Raw genomic sequence first — 22377 nt, 5'->3', positions numbered from 1 at the left:
GCGAAATCTACCATGAAACGTCGCGCGGCCGAAGCGTCAGGCTGCGGCGGGCATCCGGGCGACGTTGCAATGCGTCCAGAGCCGGTCCATCGCCTTGACCAGATCGTCCATCATGGCGTCGGTGTGGTTCGGCGAGGGGGTGAAGCGCAGGCGCTCGGTCCCCTTGGGGACGGTCGGATAGTTGATCGGCTGGACGTAGACGCCGTGGTTCTCCAGCAGCATGTCCGAGATCATCTTGCAGTGCACCGGGTCGCCGACGTGCACCGGCACGATGTGGCTGACGCTGGGCAGGACAGGGATGCCGGCGGCGGCGAAGCGCTGCTTCAGGGTGGCGGCGCGTTCCTGATGGGCCTCGCGCAGCTCCGGGTGGGTCTTGAGCCAGCGCACCGAGGCCAAGGCTCCGGCGGTCAGGGCCGGCGGCAGGCTTGTGGTGAAGATGAAGCCCGCGGCCCAGCTGCGGATTGCATCGACGATGGCGGTCGAGGCGGCGATGTAGCCGCCCATCACGCCGATGGCTTTGCCCAGGGTGCACTCGATGATGTCGATCTGGTCCTGAACGCCGTCGCGTTCGGCCACGCCGGCGCCGCGCGCGCCGTAGAGGCCGACCGCGTGGACTTCGTCCAGATAGGTCATCGCGCCGTACTTGTGCGCCAGGGCGATCGTGCCCTTCAGGTCAGCGATGTCGCCGTCCATCGAATAGACGCTCTCGAAGGCGATCAACTTGGGCGCATCGACCGGGGCGGCGGCCAGCAAGGCCTCCAGATGCACCAGGTCGTTGTGAGCGTAGATGTGCCGCTCGCAGCCGCCGTTGCGGATGCCGGCGATCATCGAGGCGTGGTTCAGGCTGTCGGAAAAGACGATCAGGCCCGGCAGGATGCGCTGCAGCGTCGTCAGTGTCGCCTCATTGGCCACATAGCCCGAGGTGAACAGCAGCGCCGCTTCCTTGGCGTGCCATTCGGCCAGCTCGGCCTCCAGATCGACGGCGGAACGGGTGGTGCCCGAGATGTTGCGCGTGCCGCCAGCGCCAGCGCCAACGGCCTCGATCTCGGCCTGCATGGCGTCCAGAACGGCCGGATGCTGGCCCATGCCGAGGTAGTCGTTCGAGCACCAGACGATGACGTCCTGCTCCGAGCCGTCCTCGCGGCGACGGATCGCCTTGGGGAACTGACCGCGCACGCGCTTCAGGTCGGCGAAGACGCGGTAGCGTCCCTCGTCCTTCACCTGGGTGACGGCGGCGTCGAAAGCGGCGGAATAGTCGAACAAGGCGGCGCGAGACCCGGCTGGTTTTCTTCGCGCGCTATGTGCGCTTAAGGTCCGGGCAAGTCCACCGCAAGACGGCGGTAAAACGCCGCAACCTGCTAATTGATAACGATTCTCAGGAGAGATCGTGTGCTTGTTCGGGGATCGCCCGCATGGACGATGCCCGTCACGATCCGCTCGCGGTCAAGCCAGTTCATCGAGCTTGCCGCGCATCAACTGCAGCATGGCCGAGAAGTCTCGCCCGCCGTGGCCCAGCCGGTCGAACAGGGCGTACATGGCCTCGGCCTGGGCCCCGAGCGGGGTGGTCGCGCCCGCCTTGGCCGCCGCCTCCTGCGCCAGCTTCAAGTCCTTCAGCATCATCGCCGTGGCAAAGCCGCCTTGGTAGTCGCGGTTGGACGGGGCGGTCGGGACCGGGCCGGGCCAGGGGTAGTAGCTGCTGACGCTCCAGCACTGGCCCGAGGACTTGGACGCGATCTCGAAGAAGCGCTCCGGGTCCAGTCCCAGCCGTTCGGCCAGGGCGATGGCTTCGCAGGTACCCAGCATGCTGATTCCCAGCAGCATGTTGTTGCAGATCTTGGCCGCCTGCCCTGCCCCGTGATCGCCGGCGCGGATGGTGATGCGGCTCATGGGCTCGAGCGCCGCTTCGACATCGGCGAAATCGCGCGCGTCGCAGCCGACCATGAAGGCCAGGGTCCCGGCTTCGGCCGCCGCCGTACCCCCCGAAACGGGAGCGTCGGCGAAGCGATAGCCCGCCTCACGCGCCTGGTTCGCCACGGCGCGGGCGCTGTCGACGTCGATGGTGGAGCAGTCGATCAGAAGGGCCGTCGACGGCGCCGCGCCGATGATGCTGTCGACATACACGCCGCGCACATGCGGGCCGGCGGGCAGCATGGTGATGACCACCTCGGCGTCGCGCACGGCCTCGACGACCGAATCGACGGGGATGCAGCCGGCGGCCTTGGCTTTATCCAGCGCCGTCGCGGACAGATCGAAGGCCCTGACCGCATGGCCCGCCTTGGCCTGATTGGCGGCCATGCCGCCGCCCATATTGCCCAGGCCGATGAAGGCGATCTTGGTCACGGCGCGTCTCCTCGATGTTGATCGAGGGTTAGACCGGGGTCGGATCAGACGCCAGCGTGGCCTTAAGTCGGCTTCTTGAACCGCAACATGAACTGACTGGTGTGGCCCCGGATCGCGGGATCGAACACCAGCGCCGTGCGCGGATCGGCGGCGTTGGCCAGCAGGTCGCTGGAGCCGTCCAGAACGAATCCCGCCGCCTCGACCTCCGACTTAACCGACTCGATGTCGATCCGGTGCAGGCTGTCGGCGGCCTCAAGCCCCGAACCGGCCACCGCATAGTGGTCAATGATGACGTAGAGGCCGCCCGGCTTCAGGGCCGCGAAGGCCGCCGCATTGACCTTGGTGGCGGTGTCCGCCGCGAACGGCTTCAGGTGCAGGTCGTGGTAGTTCTGGGCCGTGAAGATCAGGTCCAGTCCGGCGGGAAACGCGGGCGCGCCGATGGGCGAAGAGACGCCATCGACATTGGCCAAAGCGTCGGCGGCGGTGACCGCCTCGCCGTAGCTGGCCTGGAAGCCGACGAACTCGTCCGGCTGCCAGGCCGTGACGTGTCCCTGCGGTCCGACGGCGGCGGAGAAGGCGCGGGTGAAGTAGCCGCCGCCGATGATCATGTCGGCGATCTTCTGGCCCGGCTTCACCTGCGCAAAGGCCAGGGTCTCGGCAGTGTGACGCGCGGCGTCACGTTCGCGGTCCGCATCGGTGCGGATCGGGTCGGCCAGCACGGACGCATAGGCCGCGCCGGGATCGGCGGCCTGGTGCGCGGCCGCGCCGGTGGTGAAGACGAGACCGACCGCGAGGGCCAGAACGAGTGCGCGACGCATGGCGATCTCCCTTGGGTTCAAGCCTCTAGGCGGGCTTCCTAAAACGATAGACGAACTGGTCCGTGCGGCCGCGGATGGCGGCGTCGAAGACCGACAGGCTGTGGTCGTCGGCGGGGTTGGCGACCGCGTCGGTCTCGCCGTCGAAGATGAAGCCCGCCGCCTCGATCTGGGCGCGCAGAGCCGAGGCTTCGATGCGGTGCAGGGTGCCGACCTGGGTGATGCCCGCACCCGGCGCCGACTGGTGATCCAGAATGACGTAGAGGCCGCCCGGCTTCAGCGCCGCGAACACCGCCGCGTTCATCGCCGGCACATCGACGCCGAACCGGTCGATGACGAAGTCGTGGTATTCCTGGCCCATGAAGACGACGTCCAGCGGACGGTCGAAGGCCATCTCCTCCAGCTTGCCGGTCTGGCGGCTGACGTTCGGGAATGTGGCCGCCAAGGTGTCGCCGTAGGCGTTCTCGCGCTCCGACGTCTGGTTCGGCACGAAGGCGTAGACATGACCCGACGGGCCCACGACCGGCGCGAACAGGCGGGTGAAATAGCCCTCCTCCGGCCGGATGTCGGCGATGGCGTCGCCGGGCTCCAGGTCCATGAAGGCCAGCATCTCCGCGGGCTTGCGCAGCGGGTCGCGCGCCACCTCGTCCGGCAGGCGGCGGCTATCCGAGACGGCCGAGGCGTAGAGCGCCGCGTAGTCGGTGGCGGGCGCGGCGATGTTGACCACGTCGCTGTCGCCTCCGTCATCGGCGATGATGACACAACCTCCCAGGCCGACGGCCAGGGCGAGAGCGGCGGCGGCGACGAGCGGCTTGATCATGGGTAGCTCCAGGGGATGCGACAGCTACGCTCGCCCGGCGCCTGCTGGCAAGGTCAGAAAACCGGGGTCCATTCCTCGCCGGGCGGCAAGGGCGCGAAGAAGCCCTCGACCTGTTCGTCCGTGACGCCCGTCAGCTCGGCCGGCGACCAGCGCGGCGCATTGTCCTTGTCGACGATGACGGCGCGGACGCCCTCCTGGAAATCGTGCGTGGCGACGATGCGGCCGGCCAGGGCGTATTCCATCGCCATATTGTCCGCGAAGCTCGGCAGGCTCGCGCCGGTGCGCAGCTGCCGCAGCGACACCTTCATCGACTGCGGCGAGCGGGTCCTGAGGATGGCCAGCTGGGCCATCGGCCAGTCGCGGCCGTCGGCCTCCAGCGCCGCGAAGATCGCCTCGACCGTGTCGTGGCCGAACAGCGGGACCAGCGCGCCCAGCTCAGGCATGATCGTCGCGCCTTCGGTCGCCAGTCCGTCCAGCACGGAGGCGTCGCCCCTCAGCAGGGCCGCCTTCACGCCCGGCAGATCCGCGCTCTCGACGTAGTGTGTCGCGATCCCGGCCGAGACGGTGTCGCGCCCCTTCAGCCGCGCGCCGGTCAGGGCAAGCCAGGTTCCCAGCTCAGGCTCCGGCAGGCGCGGCAGGAACCAGCCGCCGCCGACGTCCGGGAACAGGCCGATGCCGGTCTCCGGCATGGCGAAGGTGGTCCGCTCCGTCGCGATCCGCACCTTGGCCGGCAGCGAGATGCCGACGCCGCCGCCCATGACGATGCCGTCGATGATGGCCGTCACCGGCTTGGGGTATTCGAACAGCAGATGGTTCAGGCGGTACTCGGCGTAGAAGAAGGCGCGGGCGTCGACGCCGTCGGTGGCGCCGCTCTCGGCCAACATGCGGATGTCGCCCCCGGCGCAAAAGCCGCGCTCGCCCGCATGGTCGATGATGACCGAGCGCACCCGATCATCCTCGCGCCACGCCAGAAGCGCCGCCAGCATCGCCTCGCACATCCCCCGGTTCAGCGCATGCAGCGCCTTGGGCCGGTTCAGGGTGATTCGCCCTACGCCGTGCTCGACGTGGGTCAGGATTTCGTCGGTCATGAGGACGGGTCTCGCAGGTCGAACGTTTCGACACCAGCGAGATGTGCTGCATGCAGGAGGTCCGCATCGCGGCTTGCAAGCGCTGCCCGCTCGGCGGCGCAGAGCTGCAAATACGCATTGTCAAACAAGCTCAGCCCACTCGCCAGCGCCGTTTCGATCGACGTCAGAACGGCCTCTCCGGACGGTGGTGGCAGGATGTCCACCTCGAGAATCCGCAGGTCCTGGAGCATGATGGACAGCGGCAATCGGCCGTGGCGAGCGCGCCGAAGGATCTGATTTCCGACCTCCCACGCAAAGACGCTGGGGGCGATCAGGCGGCGCGGCTCTCTACTTGTGAGGAAGGCGTCGGCCGCTTTAGTGGCCTGGCTCGGGAATAGCCAGCTGGTCGCGGCGGACGCGTCAACCGTAACGGTCTTCACCACGCCCGATCCGTTTCAGTTCTTCCCATGACAGATCGTCGAACCCTTCGACGAACGGCTGGGCGTCGCGCCGAGCTAAAAGGTCCCGAACAGTAGCGGCCCGCTGTTCAGGGCTTGGTCGGGCGGTGGTTTGCACCGGCATGATCCGCACGGCCGCCTTTCCGCGACGGGTCACTGTCACCCCCTCGCCGGTTCGCTCCACTTCAGCGATCAACTGAGTGAAAGACGTCTTGGCCTCAAGCACCCCGACTTCACGCATCAACGCCTCCTGACCATTATGGTCAGCTTAGCACGATGCACGTGCTTCGCCTACCGCAGCATCTCTCGCGCGATGATCACCCGCATGATCTCGTTCGTGCCTTCCAGGATGCGGTGGACGCGCAGGTCGCGCAGCAGGCGCTCGATCGGGTAGTCCTTCAGATAGCCGTAGCCGCCGTGCAACTGCAGGGCGCGGTCGACGATCTGGAAACAGGCGTCGGTGGCCAGTCGCTTGGCCATGGCGCACCACTGGGTCTTGGAGGGATGGTCGGTGTCGATGGCCCAGGCGCCGCGCAGGACCATCAGGCGCGCGGCCTCCAGTTCGGTGGCCATGTCGGCCAGCTGGAACTGGGTGTTCTGGAAGTCGGCCAGCGGCTTGCCGAACTGTTTGCGCGAGGCGACATAGGCCTGGGCCGTCTCCAGTGCGAGACGGGCGCCGCCCAGCGAGCAGGCGGCGATGTTCAGGCGGCCGCCGTCCAGGCCCATCATGGCGTAGCGGAAGCCGGCGCCCTCCTCGCCCAGCAGATTGGCGGCCGGGATGCGGCAGTCGTCGAAGCTGACGATGGCGGTCGGCTGGCTGTTCCAGCCTAGCTTCTTCTCCTGGGCCCCGAACGACAGGCCGGGCGCGTCCTTCTCGACCACGAAGGCCGAGATGCCCTTCGGCCCGTCGGCGCCGGTGCGGGCCATGACCACGTAGACGTCGCTGGTTCCCGCGCCCGAGATGAAGGCCTTGGAGCCGTTCAAGATGTAGTGCTCGCCGTCGCGCCGCGCCGTGGTGCGCAGCGCTGCCGCGTCCGAGCCGGAGCCGGGCTCGGTCAGGCAATAGCTAGCGATCCGCTCCATGGAGACTAGCGACGGCACATAGCGGCCGCGCAGGTCGTCAGAGCCGAAGCGGTCGATCATCCACGTCGCCATGTTGTGGATCGAGATGAAGGCGGCGGTCGAGACGTCGCCTGCCGACAGCTCCTCGAAGATCACCGCCGCCTCGACGCGGCCCAGGCCCATGCCGCCGTGCTCCTCGCCGGTGTAGATGCCGCAGAAGCCCATCTCGGCGGCCTGGCGCATGACGTCGACGGGGAAATGCTTGGTCTCGTCCCACTCGGCGGCGTTGGGCGCCAGCAGGTCGGCGGAGAAGGCGCGGGCGGCGTCCTGAATGGCGCGCTGATCGTCGGTGAGGGCGAAGTGCATCACATCTTCTAACGCGCTCCCTCTCCCAGAGGGAGAGGGCTTGAGGCTCCAAGAGCCGAAGGCGATTGGGTAAGCCGAAAGGGTGAGGGGTGGGCGGCTAACAGGTGAGGGCATACCCCTCACCCTTTCGCGCAGGACTGATCGCTACGCTCTCAGGCGCTCAAGCCCTCTCCCGCCGGGAGAGGGATAAGAGTAGGACGCCCCCATGACCCTGCCCTTCCCGCCCGCACCCTTTCCTCTCGCCCGCCCGCGCCGGCTGCGCGCCAGTCCGTGGGTGCGGCGGATGGTGGCTGAGACCGTGCTGACGCCCGCCGATCTGGTGTGGCCGCTGATCGTCCATGACGGCGCCGAGGACCGGCAGGCCATCGCCTCCATGCCCGGCGTCTTCCGCCTGTCGCCCAAGGCGGCGGCGCAGGCGGCGGTCGAGGCGCGCAGCCTGGGTATCCCCGCTGTTGCCCTGTTCCCCAATGTCGACGTCGCCATCAAAGACTCGATCGGAACCGGCGCGACCGACCCCGACGGCCTGATCCCCGACTGCATCAAGGCGATCAAGGACGCCGCGCCTGAGGTCGGCGTCATGTGCGACGTGGCACTGGACTGCTACACCGACCATGGCCACGACGGCGTGGTCGAGGACGGCCGCATCCTGAACGACGCGACGCTGGAACGGCTGGCCGAACAGGCCTTCATCCAGGCTCATGCCGGCGCCGACATCGTCGCCCCCTCGGACATGATGGACGGCCGGGTCCAGGCGATCCGCGAGGCGCTGGAGGCCAACGGCTTCTCGGACACTCTGATCCTGTCCTACGCCGCCAAATACGCCTCGGCCTTCTACGGCCCGTACCGCGACGCGGTGGGCTCGGCCAAGATGCTGACGGGCGACAAGAAGACCTATCAGATGGACTACGCCAACACCGACGAGGCCCTGCGCGAAGTGGCCATGGACCTGGCCGAAGGCGCGGATGCGGTGATGGTCAAGCCGGGGATGCTGTACCTCGACATCGTGCGCCGCGTGGTCGAGACCTTCCGCGTACCGACCTTCGCCTATCAGGTGTCGGGCGAGTACTCGATGATGCAGGCCTCCATCGCCAACGGCTGGCTGGACGAGGATCGCGCCATCCTGGAGACCCTGCACGCCTTCAAGCGCGCCGGCTGCGCAGGCGTGCTGAGCTACTTTGCGCCGCAAGCGGCGCGGCTGCTGGCGGGATGAAGCTCGGCGTCCTTCAGAGCATCGCACATAGCGCAGCCGACTCGCTGGTGAGCGGCATCGGTCTGCTCATAGGCGTCTACGAGATAGATATATTCGGCGAAGCGGGGCGGTCTGACACTAGCGCGATTTCGGTCGATTTCCTCACCGGAAAAGTCGTCGAGGGCCACCCTTCTCGCTCCCTGGCCAAAGCCGTTTCGCTCTATCGGACCGCATTCGACGAACTGTGCCTGAAGCAGGGAGTCGAACCGTGCACCTTCAAGGTCGCAACGGCCCGGTTTGGAACCGACCCGATATACGGGCCGCACTTCACTGTGACTGTAGTGGACCGCGAAGGAAGATCCGCTACGGATAGATACGTCGGTAGCCCCGGAAAGCGGTTCGCATGAGCAAGGCGGTGATGGGATGTTGAGACGTTCGCTCGTTGCAGTGCTCGCCGCCGTACTTCTTTGGCCGGCCCCTAGCTCTGCACAAGACGACAACTCGGCGCCCCTGCCGCGCGTGATAATGCAGACCTCGGCCGGGACCATCGTCATCGAGGTCAACGACCGAGCGGCGCCGATCACCGGCGCCAACTTCCTGAAATACGTCGACGAGCACCGCTTCGACGGGGCCAGCTTCTATCGCGCCATGAGCGCGGGTGCGGGCGTCGGACTGGTGCAGGGCGGGACGAACAACGATCCGGCGCGCATCCTGCCGCCCATCGCGCATGAGCCGACGACGCAGACCGGGCTCAGTCACCGGGACGGGGCCATCTCGATGGCGCGCTATGCGCCGGGAACGGCCACGGGCGACTTCTTCATCGCGGTCGGACCCATGACGCCGTACGACGCCGGGCGGCCCTATTCCGTCGATCCGGATGGCTTCGCGGTGTTCGGCAAGGTCGTGGAGGGGATGGATGTGGTGCGCAGCGTCCTGGCCGCCCCGACCTCGCCCACCGAGGGCGAAGGGGTGATGCGGGGTCAAATGCTGGAGCCGCGCATCGCCATCGTCTCCGCTACGCGCGCGCCCTGAGGGCTGTCACAGGCCTGTCGCTTGACAGGTCTCCGGGCGCTCACGAGAAATCGTCGTTCGTTGACGTTTTGGGGCGCGCCATGGGCTGGTTCGGTCGCAAGTCTCCGCGGAATACGCCGCTCGCATCGTCGGGAGAGACGGGCCTTGAGCCCATCGCCGCCGCGCTCGATGCGCCGCCCGTCGAAGATGCGGAGGCCGACGTGCTGGAGGGCGAGGCCTGCGCCCTACCGGACGTGGCGTCCGCGCCGTTGGAGATGGCCGCGCCGGCATCGGCCACCGCGCCCACGCCCGAGGAAGCTCTGCAGGCGCTGAAGACTGGCAACGAGGCCTTCGTGCGCGGCGACTCCAGCCTGGGCTACGTCCGCGCCTCGGACCTCGGTCCGCTTCAGTCGGGCCAGAGCCCCATCGCCACGATCATCAGTTGCGCGGACAGCCGGGCCTCGCCGACCATCCTGTTCAACCAGGGTCTGGGCAAGCTGTTCATGATCCGGGTCGCCGGCAACACCGTCGATCGACGTGGCCTGGCCTCGACCGTCTATGCGGTGAAGCACCTCAACTGCCCGCTGGTCGTGGTCATGGGCCACACGGGCTGCGGCGCCGTCGCGGCCGCCGAGGCGATCGTGGACGGCAAGGCCGAGCTGGATCCCTCGCTGGAGGAGATGATCGTGCCGATCATCCCGGCCGTCCTGTCCGCCCGACGGGGCCACAGCCATGACATGGCCGCCGCCGCCGTCGAGGAGAACGCGCGCCGCGTCGCCGCCAAGCTGGCGACGGCCGACACAGCCTTGGCCGACGCCATCGACGCCGGCGCCCTGAAGATCGTGGCGGCGGTCAAGGACATGCGGACCGGGGCTGTGCGCTTCCTGGACGCCTGAGCTTCAACAGGTCTCGGGCATTGGCTGTTTGTTCACCCGGAGCGGTTGTGATGCTGTCCGGAGTAACGAATGTCTGCGGTCGCCTGCCTGCGTGTCCTGGTCGATGACAACCGCACCGAGGTGCCGTCGGAGGCGCTCGGCCCGATGGTGGCCAAGTACACCAACCTGTTTCTGGAGGTGCGGTGGACCCTGCCCCGGTCCGCTACCCCGCTAAGCCACTATTGCTATCTGCTCGCCGATCCGCGCTCGACCGAACTGGACACGGCCGAGTTGGCCATGCTGTCGCAGGATCTGCAGTCACGCCTGTTCGGGGCCGGCGCGGAGGACGGGGTGCAGCTGGCGCTATTCGAGGGCGAGCCCGAGGCGATCAGCCTGTTCTCCTCGATGTCGGGCGAGGCGGTCGCCGACGCCATGCGCGACCCCAGCCGCCTGCCGCCCGGCACGCGCCTGCGCCGCATCGCCGAGGACGGCTCCCTGATCGACGTGCCGGAACGGGCGTCGGAGCCGGCGAAGGGCGACTTCCAGCCGCCGCCGTCCGTGGGCGGGGCGCAGGGCGTGTATCTGGCGACACGCCAGACGTTCATGGGGGATGTGGTCACCACGACACCGCTGACGTCGCCGACCTATCACAGCGTAATCGACGGCCAGGCGCATCGCCCGCCCGAAAGCGATGTCTTCGACATGGCCTGCGTGACCACGGCGCTCTCGTTCCTGATCGACTTTCCCGGCGAGGCGCCTCTGCATCTGCCGGTGTCGTTCGGCACGCTGATGCGGCCCAGCCAGCGGCAGGCCTATATCGAGATGCTGGGCGTCCTGCCCGCCTTCATGCGCGAGACGCTGGCGGCCACCGTCTATGACACGCCGCGCATCCCGACCTTCCAGGCCATCGGCCTGGTTCGGGCGACGCTGGGCCCGTTCGTTGGCCAGATCGGCCTGCGCGTCCGCGATCCGGATTTCGAGATCCAGTCCCTGACCAACAAGGCCTTCGCCAGCGTGACGCTGGATCTGCCGGACGCCGGGCTGGAGGTCAGGATGGCGGCGCTGCGCCGGTTCGCGGGGCATATGAAGGACTATCGCAAACGGCGCATCTGGCCCGGCGTCGGTAATCTGCGCTTCCGGGTCGAGCGTGAACTGGCGCTGGAACTTGGGCTGCCCTTCCTGTCCGGGCCGGGCATCTGCCGGATGCAGAGCCGGCCGGTGGGCGCGCGCACATGGACGTTCCGCGACCTGCCCCTGCTGTCGCTGCCGATCGCGAAGCCGCCGGCTCTAGCGGTCGCCTGAGCGGCCCAGTCGCGCGGCTAGGCTGGAGGTGTCCCAGCGCCCGCCGCCCATCTGCTGGACCTCGGCGTAATAGCTGTCCACCAGCCGCGTCATGTCGAGCCGGGCGCCGTTCGATCCCGCCTCGTCCAGCACCAGGCCCAGATCCTTGCGCATCCAGTCGACGGCGAAGCCGAAGTCGAATTGTCCCGCCGCCGCCGTCTTCCAGCGATTGTCCATCTGCCAGCTCTGGGCCGCGCCCTTTGAGACGGCGTCCAGGACCGCGTCGGTGTCCAGACCGGCCTGTTTGGCGAAATGAACCGCCTCGGCCAAGCCCTGGACGACGCCGGCGATGGCGATCTGGTTGACCATCTTGGTCAGCTGGCCGGAGCCTGCCGGCCCCATGTGCTTGATGGCCTTGGAGTAGGTCTTCAGCACAGGCTCGACCCTCGCCAGAGCCTCGGCGTCGCCGCCGGCCATGACGCTGAGCTGGCCCGAGACCGCGCCCGCCTGACCGCCCGAGACGGGGGCGTCGATGAACGAACGGCCGCCCGCTTCGGCCAGCGCTGCCATCTCGCAGGCGACCTTGGCGGAGGTGGTGGTGTGGTCGACGATGACCGCGCCGCGCGCCAGGTGCGACAGGGCCTCGGTCACGACCTGACGCACGTCGTCGTCATTGCCGACGCACAAGATGAACAGGTCCACGCCCTCGGCGGACTGGGCGACCGTCTCGGCGAAGGCGCCGCCGGTCTCTTCGGCCCACGCCTTCGCCTTGTCCGACGAGCGATTGTAGCCGGTGACGGAGTGGCCGGCGTGGACCAGATGGCCGGCCATCGGCCCGCCCATGACGCCGAGCCCGGCGAACGCGATCTTCATGCCTCGAACACGTGGGACTGGCCGTAGCGGCCGCGGTGGAAGGTCAGGGCGTCACCCTCGCGCGTCTGGAAGGCCTCGACCCGGCCGACGATCACCAGATGGTCGCCCATCTGGATGCGGTCGTGCGTGACGCATTCAAATCGCGACAAGGCCTCGGGCAGGCGCGGCGGGCCCTCGCCGCTCCGGTCGTATTCGCCGTCGTTCAACGTGCAGACGCCGCGGGCGAAGCGGATGGCCTTGTCGCGGTCCTCGATCGGCAGCACGTGGATGGCGAAGCGCTCGGCGGCGGCGAAGGCGGGCCAGCGGTCCGATCGCTCGTCCAGGCACCAGAGCACCAGCCGGGGCGTCAGGGAAACCGAGGTGAAGGAGTTGATGGTGATGCCGATCGGCCCGCCTTCGCTATCGGCCGTGACCACGCAGACGCCGGTCGCGAAGGCGCCCAGCGCGCGCCGGTAGGCGGTCGTCTCCTGGACAAGGTCGTCGGGCGGCGGTTCGAGCGTCACGGCACCGACCTAATGCGCTTCCGTCTTCGGGGAAAGGGAAACGCGGCCTTAACCTTGATCAGCAAAGGGTCGCATCTCGTTTCACAGCCGCGCAGACCCATGTCCCTCGCCGACCGCCCCATCATGATCAAGAAGGTCAAGAAGGTGGTCGGGGGCGGCCACCATGGCGGCGCCTGGAAGGTGGCCTATGCGGACTTCGTGACCGCAATGATGGCTTTCTTCCTGCTGATGTGGCTGATCAACACGACCGACCCGGAACAGAAGCGCGGGATCGCGGAGTATTTCGCGCCGGCCAGCGTCTCGGCCACCACCTCGGGCTCGGGCGGAATCCTGGGCGGCACGTCGCTAGGCGATGACGGCTCCAAGAGCTCGGGCACCAACTCGGTGATCAGCGAACTGGCCCCTGAGGCCCCGCAAGACGCGCCCCAGGACGTGGGCCAGAATTCCAACCTGGCCGCCGCCAGCGAAGAGGCCCTGCGCGAAGAGATCGAGCGCCGAGAGGCCGCCGAGTTCGCCAGCGCCGCCGCCTCCCTGCGCCAGGCGATGCAGTCGATGCCAGAGCTGGCCGAGCTGTCCAAGCAGCTGATCGTCGACCAGACGCCGGAAGGGCTGCGCATTCAGCTGGTCGACCAGGAAGGCCGCTCGATGTTCGAGGCCAACTCGGATCGGCCGAACGCGCGTGCCCAGCTGCTTCTGCGGGCCATTTCGCGGGTCATCAACCAGCTACCGAACCGCATTTCCATCACCGGCCACACCAGCGCCCAGCCCGGCGCGAACCGGGCGTCGGGGCCGAACGACTGGTCGCTGTCGTCCCAGCGCGCGAACGCCGCGCGCCTGATCCTGCAGGGGTCGGGCGTCGATCCGGACCGGGTCTATTCGGTGGCGGGCAAGGCGGGATCCGATCCCCTCTATCCCGACGATCCGACCCTGGCCGGCAACCGCCGCATCGCCATCGTGCTGCTGCGCGAGGCGCCGGTGCTGCCCACCGACACCAGCCTGTGAGCGGATTTCCGGTTCGACTGTGGCGCGAACGCGCTTGCAGCGACCGGCCGGGCGGCGCCAAATCGGCCCATGAGTATCGCGTCGCCGAACTGTCGCCGGAAAAGCGTGCGGAAATAGTGCGGTGACCCAGCATATCCCGACACGGCAGCTGCGGTTCTTCATGACCGCCACCGCGCCCTGTCCCTACCTGCCCGGCCAAACCGAACGGAAGGTGTTCGCCAACTTGCCGTTCTCGGACGGGGCGCACGTCAATGACGAGCTGACCCAGGCCGGCTTCCGCCGCAGTCAGAACATCGCCTATCGCCCTGCCTGCGAGAGCTGCGACGCCTGCGTTTCGGTGCGCATTCCGATCGGAAAATTCGTCGCCAGCCGGACCCAGCGCAAGGTGCTGAACCGCAACGCCGATCTGGTCCGCACCCTGGTCGAGGCCGAGGCGACGGTCGAGCAGTTCAGTCTGCTGCGCCGCTATCTGACCGCGCGGCACCCCGGCGGCGGCATGACCGACATGGGCTGGCTGGACTATGTCGCCATGGTCGAGGACACGGCCGTGCGGACCCACCTGATCGAATACCGCCTGCCGGACGTGGACGGCGAAATGGGCGCACTGGTCGCCGTCACCCTGACCGACCTGCTGAAGGACGGCCTGTCGATGGTCTACAGCTACTTCGATCCGGCGATGGAGAAGCGCAGCCTGGGCGTCTTCGCGGTGCTGGATCACCTGAAGCAGGCCCGGATCGTGCGGTTGCCGTACGTCTATCTGGGCTACTGGGTCCAGGGCTCGGCCAAGATGGACTACAAGGCCGGCTTCCGCCCGATGGAAGTGCTGCGGCCGCTGGGCTGGCGGGCGCTGGAGGACTAGGCTCTCCCCGCGTCGACCCTCTCCCAGAGGGAGAGGGCTTGAGCGCCTGAGAGCGCAGCGATCAGTTTTGCGCGAAAGGGTGAGGGGTGGCCCCTCACCGGATAGCGCAGTCCCCTCACCCTTTCGGCTTGGCCAATCGCTTCGCTCTTGGAGCCTCAAGCCCTCTCCCTTTGGGAGAGGGAAGAATTAGGTCGTCGGCACCGACGTGCTGGTGGTCATCGGAACCGCCGTGCCAACCGGCCCGGCCTCCAGATCGCCCCACGGACCGTTGTCGATGCCGCCGGCGTACTGGATCAGGGCGGCGATGCGCTTCTCGATCGGCGGATGGGTCGAGAACAGGCCGTCGAGGCCCGAGCCCTTGGCCTGATTGTCCAGGAACATCCCCCGCACCTCGTCCGGCGCCTCCAGCGTCGAATGGCCGTCGATCTTGCGCAGGGCCGAGATCATGGCGTCGGGGTTCTTGGTCAGCTCCACCGCGCCGGCGTCGGCGACGTACTCGCGCGTCCGCGACAGGCTGAGCCGGATCAGCACCGCCAGCACCGTGCCGATGGCGGCGATGGCCAGGCCGATCAGGATCAGCGGCCCGGCGTTCTTGTTGTCCTTGCCGCGTCCCGGCCGGGCATAGAACAGGCCCCGGAACAGCAACTCGGCCAGGACGCTGATGATGCCTGCGAAGATGGACGCGATGACCATGGTCCGCACATCCTTGTTGATGATGTGCGTCAGCTCGTGCCCCAGCACGGCCTCCATCTCGGCCTGATCCAGCGTCTGCATCAGGCCGCGCGTGACGGTGACGCTGTAGCGCCCGGCGTGCAGACCCGACGCGTAGGCGTTCAAGGACGGGCTTTCGATGATCCGCAACGTCGGCGTGGTCAGGCCGCGCGAGATGCAGAGGTTTTCCAGCAGATTGTAGAGGTCCGGCGCATCCTTGCGGCTGACCGCGCGAGCGCCGGTCATGGCGTCGATCATCGCCTGGTTGCCGAAATAGGCGATGGCGAACCAGACGCCGGCGATGACGAAGGCGGCCGGCACGGTCCAGCCCAGCATGGCGCCGGCCGAGGCCATGTCGTCGCCCAGCGGCCCGCCGGTCCCCTCGATCAGGCCGAAGCCCATCATGACCAGTTGCAGCCCGTACAGGATGCCGATCAGCAGGAAGGGAAACCCGGCCAGCAGCAGGGCCGACCGGGTGTTGTTGGCCCAGATGTGGGTCTTGAGGCCGACAGCGGCCATCAGATCAGGCTCAGAACTTGACCGACGGGGGCGCCGCGTTCATCGCCGCCCGCTCGCCCTCGCCGACGTCGAAGAAGGGCTTGTCGGCGGCGAAGCCGAACATCCCGGCAAAGAGCACGGTCGGGAACTGGCGGCGCACGGCGTTGAACTCGGCCACGGCGTTGTTGAAGAAGCGGCGCGCGGCGGCCAGCTTGTTCTCGATGTCCGACAGCTCGCGCTGCAGCTCCAGGAAGTTGGTGTTGGCCTTCAGGTCCGGATAGGCCTCGGCCACGGCGAACAGGCGTCCCAGGGCGGCCGTCAGCATGTTCTCGGACTGGACCTTGTCGTTGACGCTGGTGGCGCCGGCGGCGGCGGCGCGCGCCTGTGTGACGGAATCCAGCGTGGCGCGCTCGTGCGTCGCATAGCCCTTCACCGTCTCGACGAGGTTCGGGATCAGGTCCTGGCGCTGCTTCAGCTGCACGTCGATATCGGCGAAGGCCTGGTCGGCCGACTGGTTCAGGGCGACCAGCTTGTTGTAGCCGCCGACCACCATGAAGCCGATCACGGCGATGATGACGACGATGATGATCAGAGCGATCATTTGCAGTCTCCAAACCCGGCGCAGCGCCGGACATGGAGATTATCGCGCGTCGAGGGCGAGCCGCGAAGTGAAATCGGCGTTAGCTGCGCGCCCCTTGGAAAACTCCCCGCTCCGTCATCCTCGGACTTGATCCGAGGATCAGGATGTCCGGTGCGCAACCAAAGAAGGCTGAAGGGCCGCGCCTTGAGCCTTCAGCGTCCGGCACGACCGGCGCCTGATCCTCGGATCAAGTCCGAGGATGACGGGGTGCAGGGAGGTGACTTATCGGAACTTCCGCATCCCGCGCGGGCCCTGACGACCGGCGCCGGCGCGCTTGCCGAGCCAGTCCTTCCAGTCGGGCCAGTTGCGGCGACGACCACCGCCATCGGCCCATTCCGGCCCCGTCTCGGCGTTGAACACCGCCACATCCACCAGGCCGCCCTGCTTGAACGATTGCAGCTTCACGCCCTTGCCACGGCCCATCTCGGGCAGTTCGGCCAGCGGGAAGATCAGCGCCTTGATGTTCTCGCCGATGGTGGCGACGTGATCACCGGTGACCCGCAGCGCCGCCAGCATGTCGCCGTTCAGCACCTGCTTGCCGCCGCGCTTCTGGGCCAGCAGTTCGTCCTCGGGGGCGATGAAACCGTAGCCGGCCTTCGACGTCACCAGCAGCTTGCCGCCCGGCTGGTGGGCCAGGACGTTGATGATGTCGGCCTTCTCGTCCAGGTCGATCATGAGGCGCAGCGGCTCACCGTGGCCGCGCCCGGAGGCCAGCTTGTCGGCGCCGATGGTGAAGATGCGTCCGTCCGACGCCGCCACCAGCAGCTTGTCGGTCGTGAAGGTCGGCACCAGGAAGGCGAGGCTGTCGCCTTCCTTGAACTTCAGCTCCGACGGGTCCTCGACCTTGCCCTTGGCGGCGCGGATCCAGCCGCGTTCGGACAGGATGACGGTGATGGCCTCGCGGGGAATAAAGGCCTCGACCGGCGCATAGCTGGAGGCGTCCACGGCCCCGGCGATGGTGGTCCGGCGCGGCGACAACAGGGCCTTGCGCACGTCCTCCAGACCGACGGCCATCAGGCGCGCCTGTTTTGCCGGCGAGGCGATCATGGCGTTCAGGCCGGCGAGTTCCTCGCTGAGCTCCTTGAACTCCTTCTCGATGGTCATCTCCTCCAGCCGCGCCAGTTGGCGCAGGCGGGTGTCGAGGACGAAGTCGGCCTGGATTTCGGTCAGGCCGAAGCGGGCGATCAGGATGGCCTTGGGCTGCTCCTCCTCGCGAACGATGCGGATCACCTCGTCCAGATTGAGGAAGACGAGGCGCAGGCCCTCCAGCAGGTGCAGCCGCTTCTCGATGCGCTCGACGCGCCAGCGACCCCGCCGGACCAGCACCTCGCGGCGGTGATCCAGGAAGGCCTGCAGACACGCCTTCAGCCCCAGCACGCGCGGCGTGCCGGTGGCGTCCAGCACGTTCATGTTGATCGGGAAGCGGATTTCCAGATCGGAGAGCTTGAACAGGCTCTCCATCAGGATCTCGGGCTCGATGGTGCGGTTCTTGGGCTCGAGGATCAGGCGGATGTCCTCGGCCGACTCGTCGCGCACGTCGCCCAGCAGCGGGGCCTTCTTGTTCTCGATGAGATCGGCCAGCGCCTCGATCAGGCGTGACTTCTGGACCTGATAGGGCATCTCGGTGACGACGATGCGCCACACGCCGCGCCCCAGGTCCTCGGTCTCCCAGCGGGCGCGCAGGCGGACGCCGCCCCGGCCGGTCTCGTACGCGTCCAGGATCGAGGCATGCCCCTCGACCGCCACCCCGCCGGTCGGGAAGTCCGGCCCCGGCACGATGGCGGCCAGTTCCTCGGTCGTCGTCTCCGGCTTCTCCAGAAGCACCAGGCAGGCGTCAATCAGCTCGCCGGCGTTGTGGGGCGGGATCGACGTCGCCATGCCCACGGCGATGCCCGACGACCCGTTGGCCAAGAGGTTGGGGAAGCCGCCCGGCAGGACGATCGGCTCCTCGTCCTGGTCGTCATAGGTGGCGCGGAAGTCGACCGAATCCTGATCGATCCCATCCAGCAGCAGCATGGCCGCCGGCGTCAGCTTGCACTCGGTGTAGCGCATGGCCGCAGCGCTATCGCCGTCGATGTTGCCGAAGTTCCCTTGGCCGTCGACCAGCGGATAGCGCTGGGCGAAGTCCTGGGCCAGGCGGACCAGCGCCTCGTAGATCGAGGCGTCGCCGTGCGGGTGATAGCCGCCCATCACCTCGCCCACGACCTTGGCGCATTTGCGCGCCGCGGCCTGCGGGTTCAGACGCATCTGGTACATGGCGTAGAGGATGCGGCGGTGCACCGGCTTGAAGCCGTCGCGCACGTCCGGCAGCGCCCGGTTGGTGATGGTCGAGAGCGCATAGGCCAGGTAGCGGCGCGACAGCGCCTCGGCCATCGGCTCATCGACAATGCGGCCGCCTTCCGGCGGCGGGGAATGAAGGGTCATGCGGGGCTGATTCGAGCTCGGGAGCCGTCAGTCTAGCGCAGGATGGCGGCCCGTGTGGGAACGCGCCAACACCAGCCTGTGGGCGATCAGCCGACCGCCTGCTCGATTCCGGCCAACAGGCTCTCGGCGGTGATCGGCTTGGCCACGTGCAGGTCGGCGCCGGCGAGGCGGGCCTCTTCGCGGTGCTCGGCCATGGCGTTGGCGCTGAGCATGACGATGGGCGTCGGCGCCGCCCCACGTTGAGCCTCCAGGGCGCGGATGGCGCGGGTGGCCGTCAGTCCGTCCATGACCGGCATCTGCATGTCCATCAGGACAACGTCGAAGGCGTCGGCGGCGAAGGCCTCCAGCGCGCGGCGGCCGTCGTCGACAATGGTCAGCTCCGCGCCCGATGCGCCGAGGATCAGCTGGACCACGCGCTGATTGGTCGGGTGGTCCTCGGCCAGCAGGACGCGCAGCGGTCCCTCACGAGGGCCTCGGGCGACGGCGGCGTCAGCGTCGTTCACCACCTCCGATGCGGCCTCGATGCGGGGCAACGGCAAAAGGACGGTAAAGCGACTGCCGACGCCGGGGGTCGAGGTGACGATGATCTCGCCGCCCATCATCTCCGCCAACGACCGGCAGATCGACAGGCCTAGACCCGTGCCGCCGAAGCGCCGCGTGATGCTGGTGTCCGCCTGCGTGAAGCGGCTGAACAGGCGGGCGCCTGTCTCGGCGTCGAAACCGACGCCCGTGTCCTGAACCGCGATGCGGACACGATCAGCGGCGTCCAGATCGACGCGGACCGTGATCTGGCCCGAAGCGGTGAACTTCACGGCGTTGGAGACCAGATTACCCACGATCTGACGCACCCGGGTGCTGTCGCCCAGGAACCGGCCCTCGACGTCTGGGGCGTATTCGACGACCAGATCGACGCCTTTGTCCTGGGCGCGCGAACGGCCGACCTCAATGCAGGGGGCCAGGGCGCGGGCCATGTCGAAGGGCCGAGCTTCCAGATCAAGCTGGCCCGCCTCGATCTTGGAGACGTCCAGGATATCCGAAACCAGCCGTTCCAGCACGACGCCGGAATCACGGACCAGAGCGACCATCTCGGCCTGGTCCGGCGTCAGCCGAGTGCGCGACAGGGCGTCGATGATGCCGATCACGCCGTTCAGGGGCGTTCGGATCTCGTGGCTCATATTGGCCAGGAAGTCAGACTTGGCGCGGCTTGCCGCCTCGGCGGCGACCTTGGCCTGCGCCATCTCGCGTTCGGCGGCGACACGGTCGGTGACGTCGCGCGCCACGCCAAAGATCAGGTCGCCGTGCCGCTGGGCGCGCCACTCCAGGGTGCGATAGCTGCCGTCCTTGTGTTGATAGCGATTGATGAAGCCCAGCACCGGATCGCCCGCCCGGCGGTTCTCCACCTCCTGCACGCTGATACGCGTGGCGGCGACTTCCTCCGGGTGCAGCAGGCGCAGCAAGGGGCGGCCTTCCAACTCGATCGGACGGTGGCCCAGCGTCTTCTCCCAGGACCGGCTGGCCTTGACGACGACGCCGGCCAGATCGCGAATGACCAGAAGGTCCAGCGAGACGTCGAAGAAGGTGCTCAGGTGCGCGGACCTGTCGTCCGCCGGGAAGGAAACGGCCTCATCCGCAAGGAAGGGCGTTTCGACAAGTGACGCATAGCTCATGCGGACTGACCCCTACTGAACGTCGCCTACCGTACATGACGAGTGTTAAGTCCGGTTGAAAGCGTTCTTTTCTAGAGCCGCCCAGCCTCGGCCAGCTTGTCCAGCATCCACACCCGCGCCGGCGGAAGAGGCTTGTTCTGGGGGTGGAAAACGAACTGCTCCAGGAAGTGGCCGGTCAGGTCCAGCCCCGCGCGAATGTCGCCCTCGCCCAGACCGGCTTGGGCGCCCAGCATGAAGGGCGGCAGGGCCAGCAGCTTGTCGGCATAGGGGGCGCCCGCCTCGCGGCTGACGGCGCGCCCGGTGCGAGGGCTGACCCAAATCAGGTCGTCCATGCCGCCGGTGACGGCGCAGCGCGACAGATCCAGGCCGAAGCCGAGGTCCTCCAGCAGGCCCGCCTCGAACCGGACGAAAATGGCCGGCCAGATCGCCGGGATGGCGAACGCGCCCATCAGCGCCTCGAAGGCCAGGAAGGCGCCGGGATGCGCCTCCCGCTCCGGCAACGCGCCTTGCGCCACGGCGGCGGCGGCGGCCAGGCCGGTCAGGGCCAGGGGGTCGTCGAACAGGGCGCTGGGCCCCTCCCCGATCGGCTCCAGTTTCGCAGACCCCAGATGATCGCTGGTGCGCGCCCGCAACTCCACGCTGACCCGGGCGCCCGCCTGGAGAAACGGCCGCATCTTGCGCGACGCCCCGCCGGCGACATAGGCGGCGCGCCGGCCGTTGGTCTCGGTCAGCAGATCGACGACCGCGCCCGTGTCCCCATGCGCCCGCGCCGACAGGACGAAGGCCTCTTCGGCGAACTCCATCAGGGCGCTTTGATCAGGGCGATGACGGCGTCCGCCTTGTCGTTGGGCACCGGGAAGCTGAGGACATACTGTTCGATGCGCCAGCCGTCCGGCGTGAGCCGCAGCACGCCGGAGCCGCGCGCCTGGCCATAGGCGGCGTTGGTCAGTTCCTCGTCGAACCAGGCGATGCAGCGGCAGTCGATCTCGGCGACGGTGATGTGTCGGTCGTGCGGATTGTAGGTCCAGCCCTTGCCCTGGGCGAAGTAGGGCTCGGTGTAGGCGCGGAACTGGGCCAGCGACCAGCGCTCGGTCGCGTCGGTGCCGATGAAGCGGGCGTCCGGGGTGAACAGGCCGAAATAGGCATCGGTGTCCGCCGCCGTGGAAGCTTCGTTCAGGCGGTCCAGCACGGCGCCGATCTCGGCCTCGGGCGTCGGGGCCGCCTGCATGGAGACGGCGGCCAGTGCGGCGAGGATCAGGGACATGTCGGCCTCCGGAAACGGACGCCCAGTCCTAGTCCTCCTCGCCGCTCTCGGGAACGGGATAGACGTCCGGCTTCATGATCTTCGCCAGCGCGACCAGATTGCGCGCGGCGTTGCGGCCGACGCGATCGGAATAGTCGTGGCCCTGGTCGGTCTCGGTGTAGTCCGCCCCGGGTCCAGGGCCGAGGTGCCAGTAGGTCCAGCTCTGGCCCGGAATGGTGAAGCCCATGTCGATCAGGCCCTGGCTGACGGAGGCGACGATGTGATGGGCGCCGTCCTCGTTGCCGGTGATGACGATGCCGGCCACCTTGCCGAAGGCGACCGGGCGGCCGCTGTCGTCGGTCTCTGCGAACCAGGCGTCCATCCGCTCGAGCGCGCGCTGGCAGACGCTGGAATGCTGGCCCAGCCAGATGGGCGTGGCGAAGACGACGATGTTCGCGGCCTTCAGCTTGGCGTCGACCTTGGGCCAGTCGTCGCCGTCGCCCTCGTCGGCCGAAACGCCCGGCTTGATGTTCATATCGACCAGCCGGACCATCTCGACCTCGGCGCCGCCCTTTTCCAGTTCGGCGATGACCACCTTGGCCAAGGCCTCGGTGCTGGAGGAGGCCGGCGACGGCTTCAGGGTGCAGTTCAGGACTACGGCCTTCATTGAACA

The 22377-nt window shown here is 67.9% G+C and carries 24 protein-coding genes; 7 read left to right on the top strand and 17 right to left on the bottom strand.

The window, feature by feature from the left end; all coding sequences use genetic code 11:
* Window positions 1–36: 36 nt before the first annotated feature.
* The 8 genes from hemA to ASG17_RS09310 form a co-directional block, all read right to left on the bottom strand.
* A complete protein-coding gene (gene hemA / locus ASG17_RS09340) occupies window positions 37–1263 on the bottom strand; it encodes a 5-aminolevulinate synthase (protein ID WP_056102204.1) in 1227 nt (408 codons plus the stop codon).
* Between the two features lie 180 nt (window positions 1264–1443).
* Entirely contained in the window at window positions 1444–2385 is a 942-nt protein-coding gene (mmsB, locus tag ASG17_RS09335) for a 3-hydroxyisobutyrate dehydrogenase (RefSeq protein ID WP_156367786.1), read from the bottom strand.
* Between the two features lie 17 nt (window positions 2386–2402).
* Complete coding sequence (locus tag ASG17_RS09330; protein ID WP_056102198.1) at window positions 2403–3158, bottom strand: class I SAM-dependent methyltransferase; 756 nt, start codon at window positions 3156–3158, stop codon at window positions 2403–2405.
* A gap of 25 nt (window positions 3159–3183) precedes the next feature.
* Window positions 3184–3975 carry a class I SAM-dependent methyltransferase gene (locus ASG17_RS09325; RefSeq protein WP_056102193.1) on the bottom strand — a complete coding sequence of 264 codons (792 nt, stop codon included), beginning with the start codon at window positions 3973–3975 and terminating at the stop codon, window positions 3184–3186.
* Between the two features lie 53 nt (window positions 3976–4028).
* Entirely contained in the window at window positions 4029–5063 is a 1035-nt protein-coding gene (locus tag ASG17_RS09320) for an enoyl-CoA hydratase/isomerase family protein (RefSeq protein ID WP_056102191.1), read from the bottom strand.
* Window positions 5060–5485, bottom strand: a complete 426-nt coding sequence (locus ASG17_RS09315) for a type II toxin-antitoxin system VapC family toxin (protein ID WP_056102188.1) — start codon at window positions 5483–5485, stop codon at window positions 5060–5062. The genes ASG17_RS09320 and ASG17_RS09315 overlap by 4 nt, the downstream gene beginning before the upstream one ends.
* Window positions 5463–5741, bottom strand: a complete 279-nt coding sequence (locus ASG17_RS15190) for a type II toxin-antitoxin system Phd/YefM family antitoxin (protein WP_082496166.1) — start codon at window positions 5739–5741, stop codon at window positions 5463–5465. The genes ASG17_RS09315 and ASG17_RS15190 overlap by 23 nt, the downstream gene beginning before the upstream one ends.
* Before the next feature lie 50 nt (window positions 5742–5791).
* Window positions 5792–6928, bottom strand: a complete 1137-nt coding sequence (locus ASG17_RS09310) for an isobutyryl-CoA dehydrogenase (RefSeq protein ID WP_056102185.1) — start codon at window positions 6926–6928, stop codon at window positions 5792–5794.
* Between the two features lie 205 nt (window positions 6929–7133).
* Between ASG17_RS09310 and hemB the strand changes: the two genes are divergently transcribed.
* The 5 genes from hemB (at window position 7134) to ASG17_RS09285 (ending at window position 11305) form a co-directional block, all read left to right on the top strand.
* A complete protein-coding gene (hemB, locus tag ASG17_RS09305) occupies window positions 7134–8138 on the top strand; it encodes a porphobilinogen synthase (protein ID WP_056102183.1) in 1005 nt (334 codons plus the stop codon).
* Window positions 8135–8524 (top strand): hypothetical protein, encoded by a 390-nt coding sequence (locus ASG17_RS09300; RefSeq protein ID WP_056102179.1) that lies wholly within the window; start codon window positions 8135–8137, stop codon window positions 8522–8524. The genes hemB and ASG17_RS09300 overlap by 4 nt, the downstream gene beginning before the upstream one ends.
* A gap of 118 nt (window positions 8525–8642) precedes the next feature.
* Window positions 8643–9149, top strand: a complete 507-nt coding sequence (locus ASG17_RS09295; protein ID WP_369796679.1) for a peptidylprolyl isomerase — start codon at window positions 8643–8645, stop codon at window positions 9147–9149.
* A gap of 80 nt (window positions 9150–9229) precedes the next feature.
* Window positions 9230–10024 (top strand): carbonic anhydrase, encoded by a 795-nt coding sequence (locus ASG17_RS09290; RefSeq protein ID WP_056102172.1) that lies wholly within the window; start codon window positions 9230–9232, stop codon window positions 10022–10024.
* Window positions 10025–10093: 69 nt separating this feature from the next.
* Window positions 10094–11305, top strand: a complete 1212-nt coding sequence (locus tag ASG17_RS09285) for a hypothetical protein (RefSeq protein ID WP_056102169.1) — start codon at window positions 10094–10096, stop codon at window positions 11303–11305.
* Here the strand turns inward: ASG17_RS09285 and ASG17_RS09280 are convergent.
* On the bottom strand, window positions 11291–12157 hold the full coding sequence (locus ASG17_RS09280; protein ID WP_056102167.1) for an NAD(P)-dependent oxidoreductase: 867 nt from the start codon (window positions 12155–12157) through the stop codon (window positions 11291–11293). The two genes, ASG17_RS09285 and ASG17_RS09280, sit on opposite strands and share 15 nt — an antisense overlap.
* The gene (locus ASG17_RS09275) at window positions 12154–12660 is read right to left on the bottom strand and encodes a flavin reductase family protein (RefSeq protein ID WP_056102163.1); all 507 of its coding nucleotides are present in this window, start codon (window positions 12658–12660) and stop codon (window positions 12154–12156) included. The genes ASG17_RS09280 and ASG17_RS09275 overlap by 4 nt, the downstream gene beginning before the upstream one ends.
* Window positions 12661–12759: 99 nt before the next feature.
* On the opposite strand from ASG17_RS09275, the gene ASG17_RS09270 reads away from it, so the two are divergent.
* Complete coding sequence (locus ASG17_RS09270; RefSeq protein WP_056102159.1) at window positions 12760–13662, top strand: flagellar motor protein MotB; 903 nt, start codon at window positions 12760–12762, stop codon at window positions 13660–13662.
* A gap of 121 nt (window positions 13663–13783) precedes the next feature.
* Entirely contained in the window at window positions 13784–14521 is a 738-nt protein-coding gene (locus tag ASG17_RS09265) for an arginyltransferase (protein WP_056102157.1), read from the top strand.
* A 186-nt stretch (window positions 14522–14707) separates the two neighbouring features.
* Here ASG17_RS09265 and ASG17_RS09260 read toward each other — a convergent pair whose 3' ends face one another.
* From ASG17_RS09260 to ASG17_RS09230, 7 genes are all read right to left on the bottom strand, one after another.
* Complete coding sequence (locus ASG17_RS09260; protein WP_056102154.1) at window positions 14708–15751, bottom strand: M48 family metallopeptidase; 1044 nt, start codon at window positions 15749–15751, stop codon at window positions 14708–14710.
* Window positions 15752–15761: 10 nt separating this feature from the next.
* A complete protein-coding gene (locus tag ASG17_RS09255; protein WP_056102150.1) occupies window positions 15762–16331 on the bottom strand; it encodes a LemA family protein in 570 nt (189 codons plus the stop codon).
* A 261-nt stretch (window positions 16332–16592) separates the two neighbouring features.
* On the bottom strand, window positions 16593–18794 hold the full coding sequence (gene parC / locus ASG17_RS09250; protein WP_056102146.1) for a DNA topoisomerase IV subunit A: 2202 nt from the start codon (window positions 18792–18794) through the stop codon (window positions 16593–16595).
* 86 nt (window positions 18795–18880) lie between these two features.
* Window positions 18881–20461 carry an ATP-binding protein gene (locus tag ASG17_RS09245; protein ID WP_056102143.1) on the bottom strand — a complete coding sequence of 527 codons (1581 nt, stop codon included), beginning with the start codon at window positions 20459–20461 and terminating at the stop codon, window positions 18881–18883.
* Between the two features lie 71 nt (window positions 20462–20532).
* On the bottom strand, window positions 20533–21264 hold the full coding sequence (gene recO, locus ASG17_RS09240; RefSeq protein WP_056102140.1) for a DNA repair protein RecO: 732 nt from the start codon (window positions 21262–21264) through the stop codon (window positions 20533–20535).
* Window positions 21264–21725: a nuclear transport factor 2 family protein gene (locus ASG17_RS09235; protein WP_200935047.1), complete on the bottom strand. Its 462-nt coding sequence runs from the start codon at window positions 21723–21725 to the stop codon at window positions 21264–21266. Before ASG17_RS09235 ends, recO begins: the two co-directional genes overlap by 1 nt.
* A 28-nt stretch (window positions 21726–21753) precedes the next feature.
* Window positions 21754–22371 (bottom strand): flavodoxin family protein, encoded by a 618-nt coding sequence (locus ASG17_RS09230; RefSeq protein WP_056102137.1) that lies wholly within the window; start codon window positions 22369–22371, stop codon window positions 21754–21756.
* Between the last annotated feature and the right edge of the window lie 6 nt (window positions 22372–22377).

Source organism: Brevundimonas sp. Leaf363, from assembly GCF_001424025.1.
In the GTDB taxonomy this organism is placed as follows: Bacteria; Pseudomonadota; Alphaproteobacteria; order Caulobacterales; family Caulobacteraceae; genus Brevundimonas.
The sequence above is the reverse complement of the archived record's forward strand: the minus strand, read 5'-3'. Positions and strand labels throughout refer to the sequence as shown.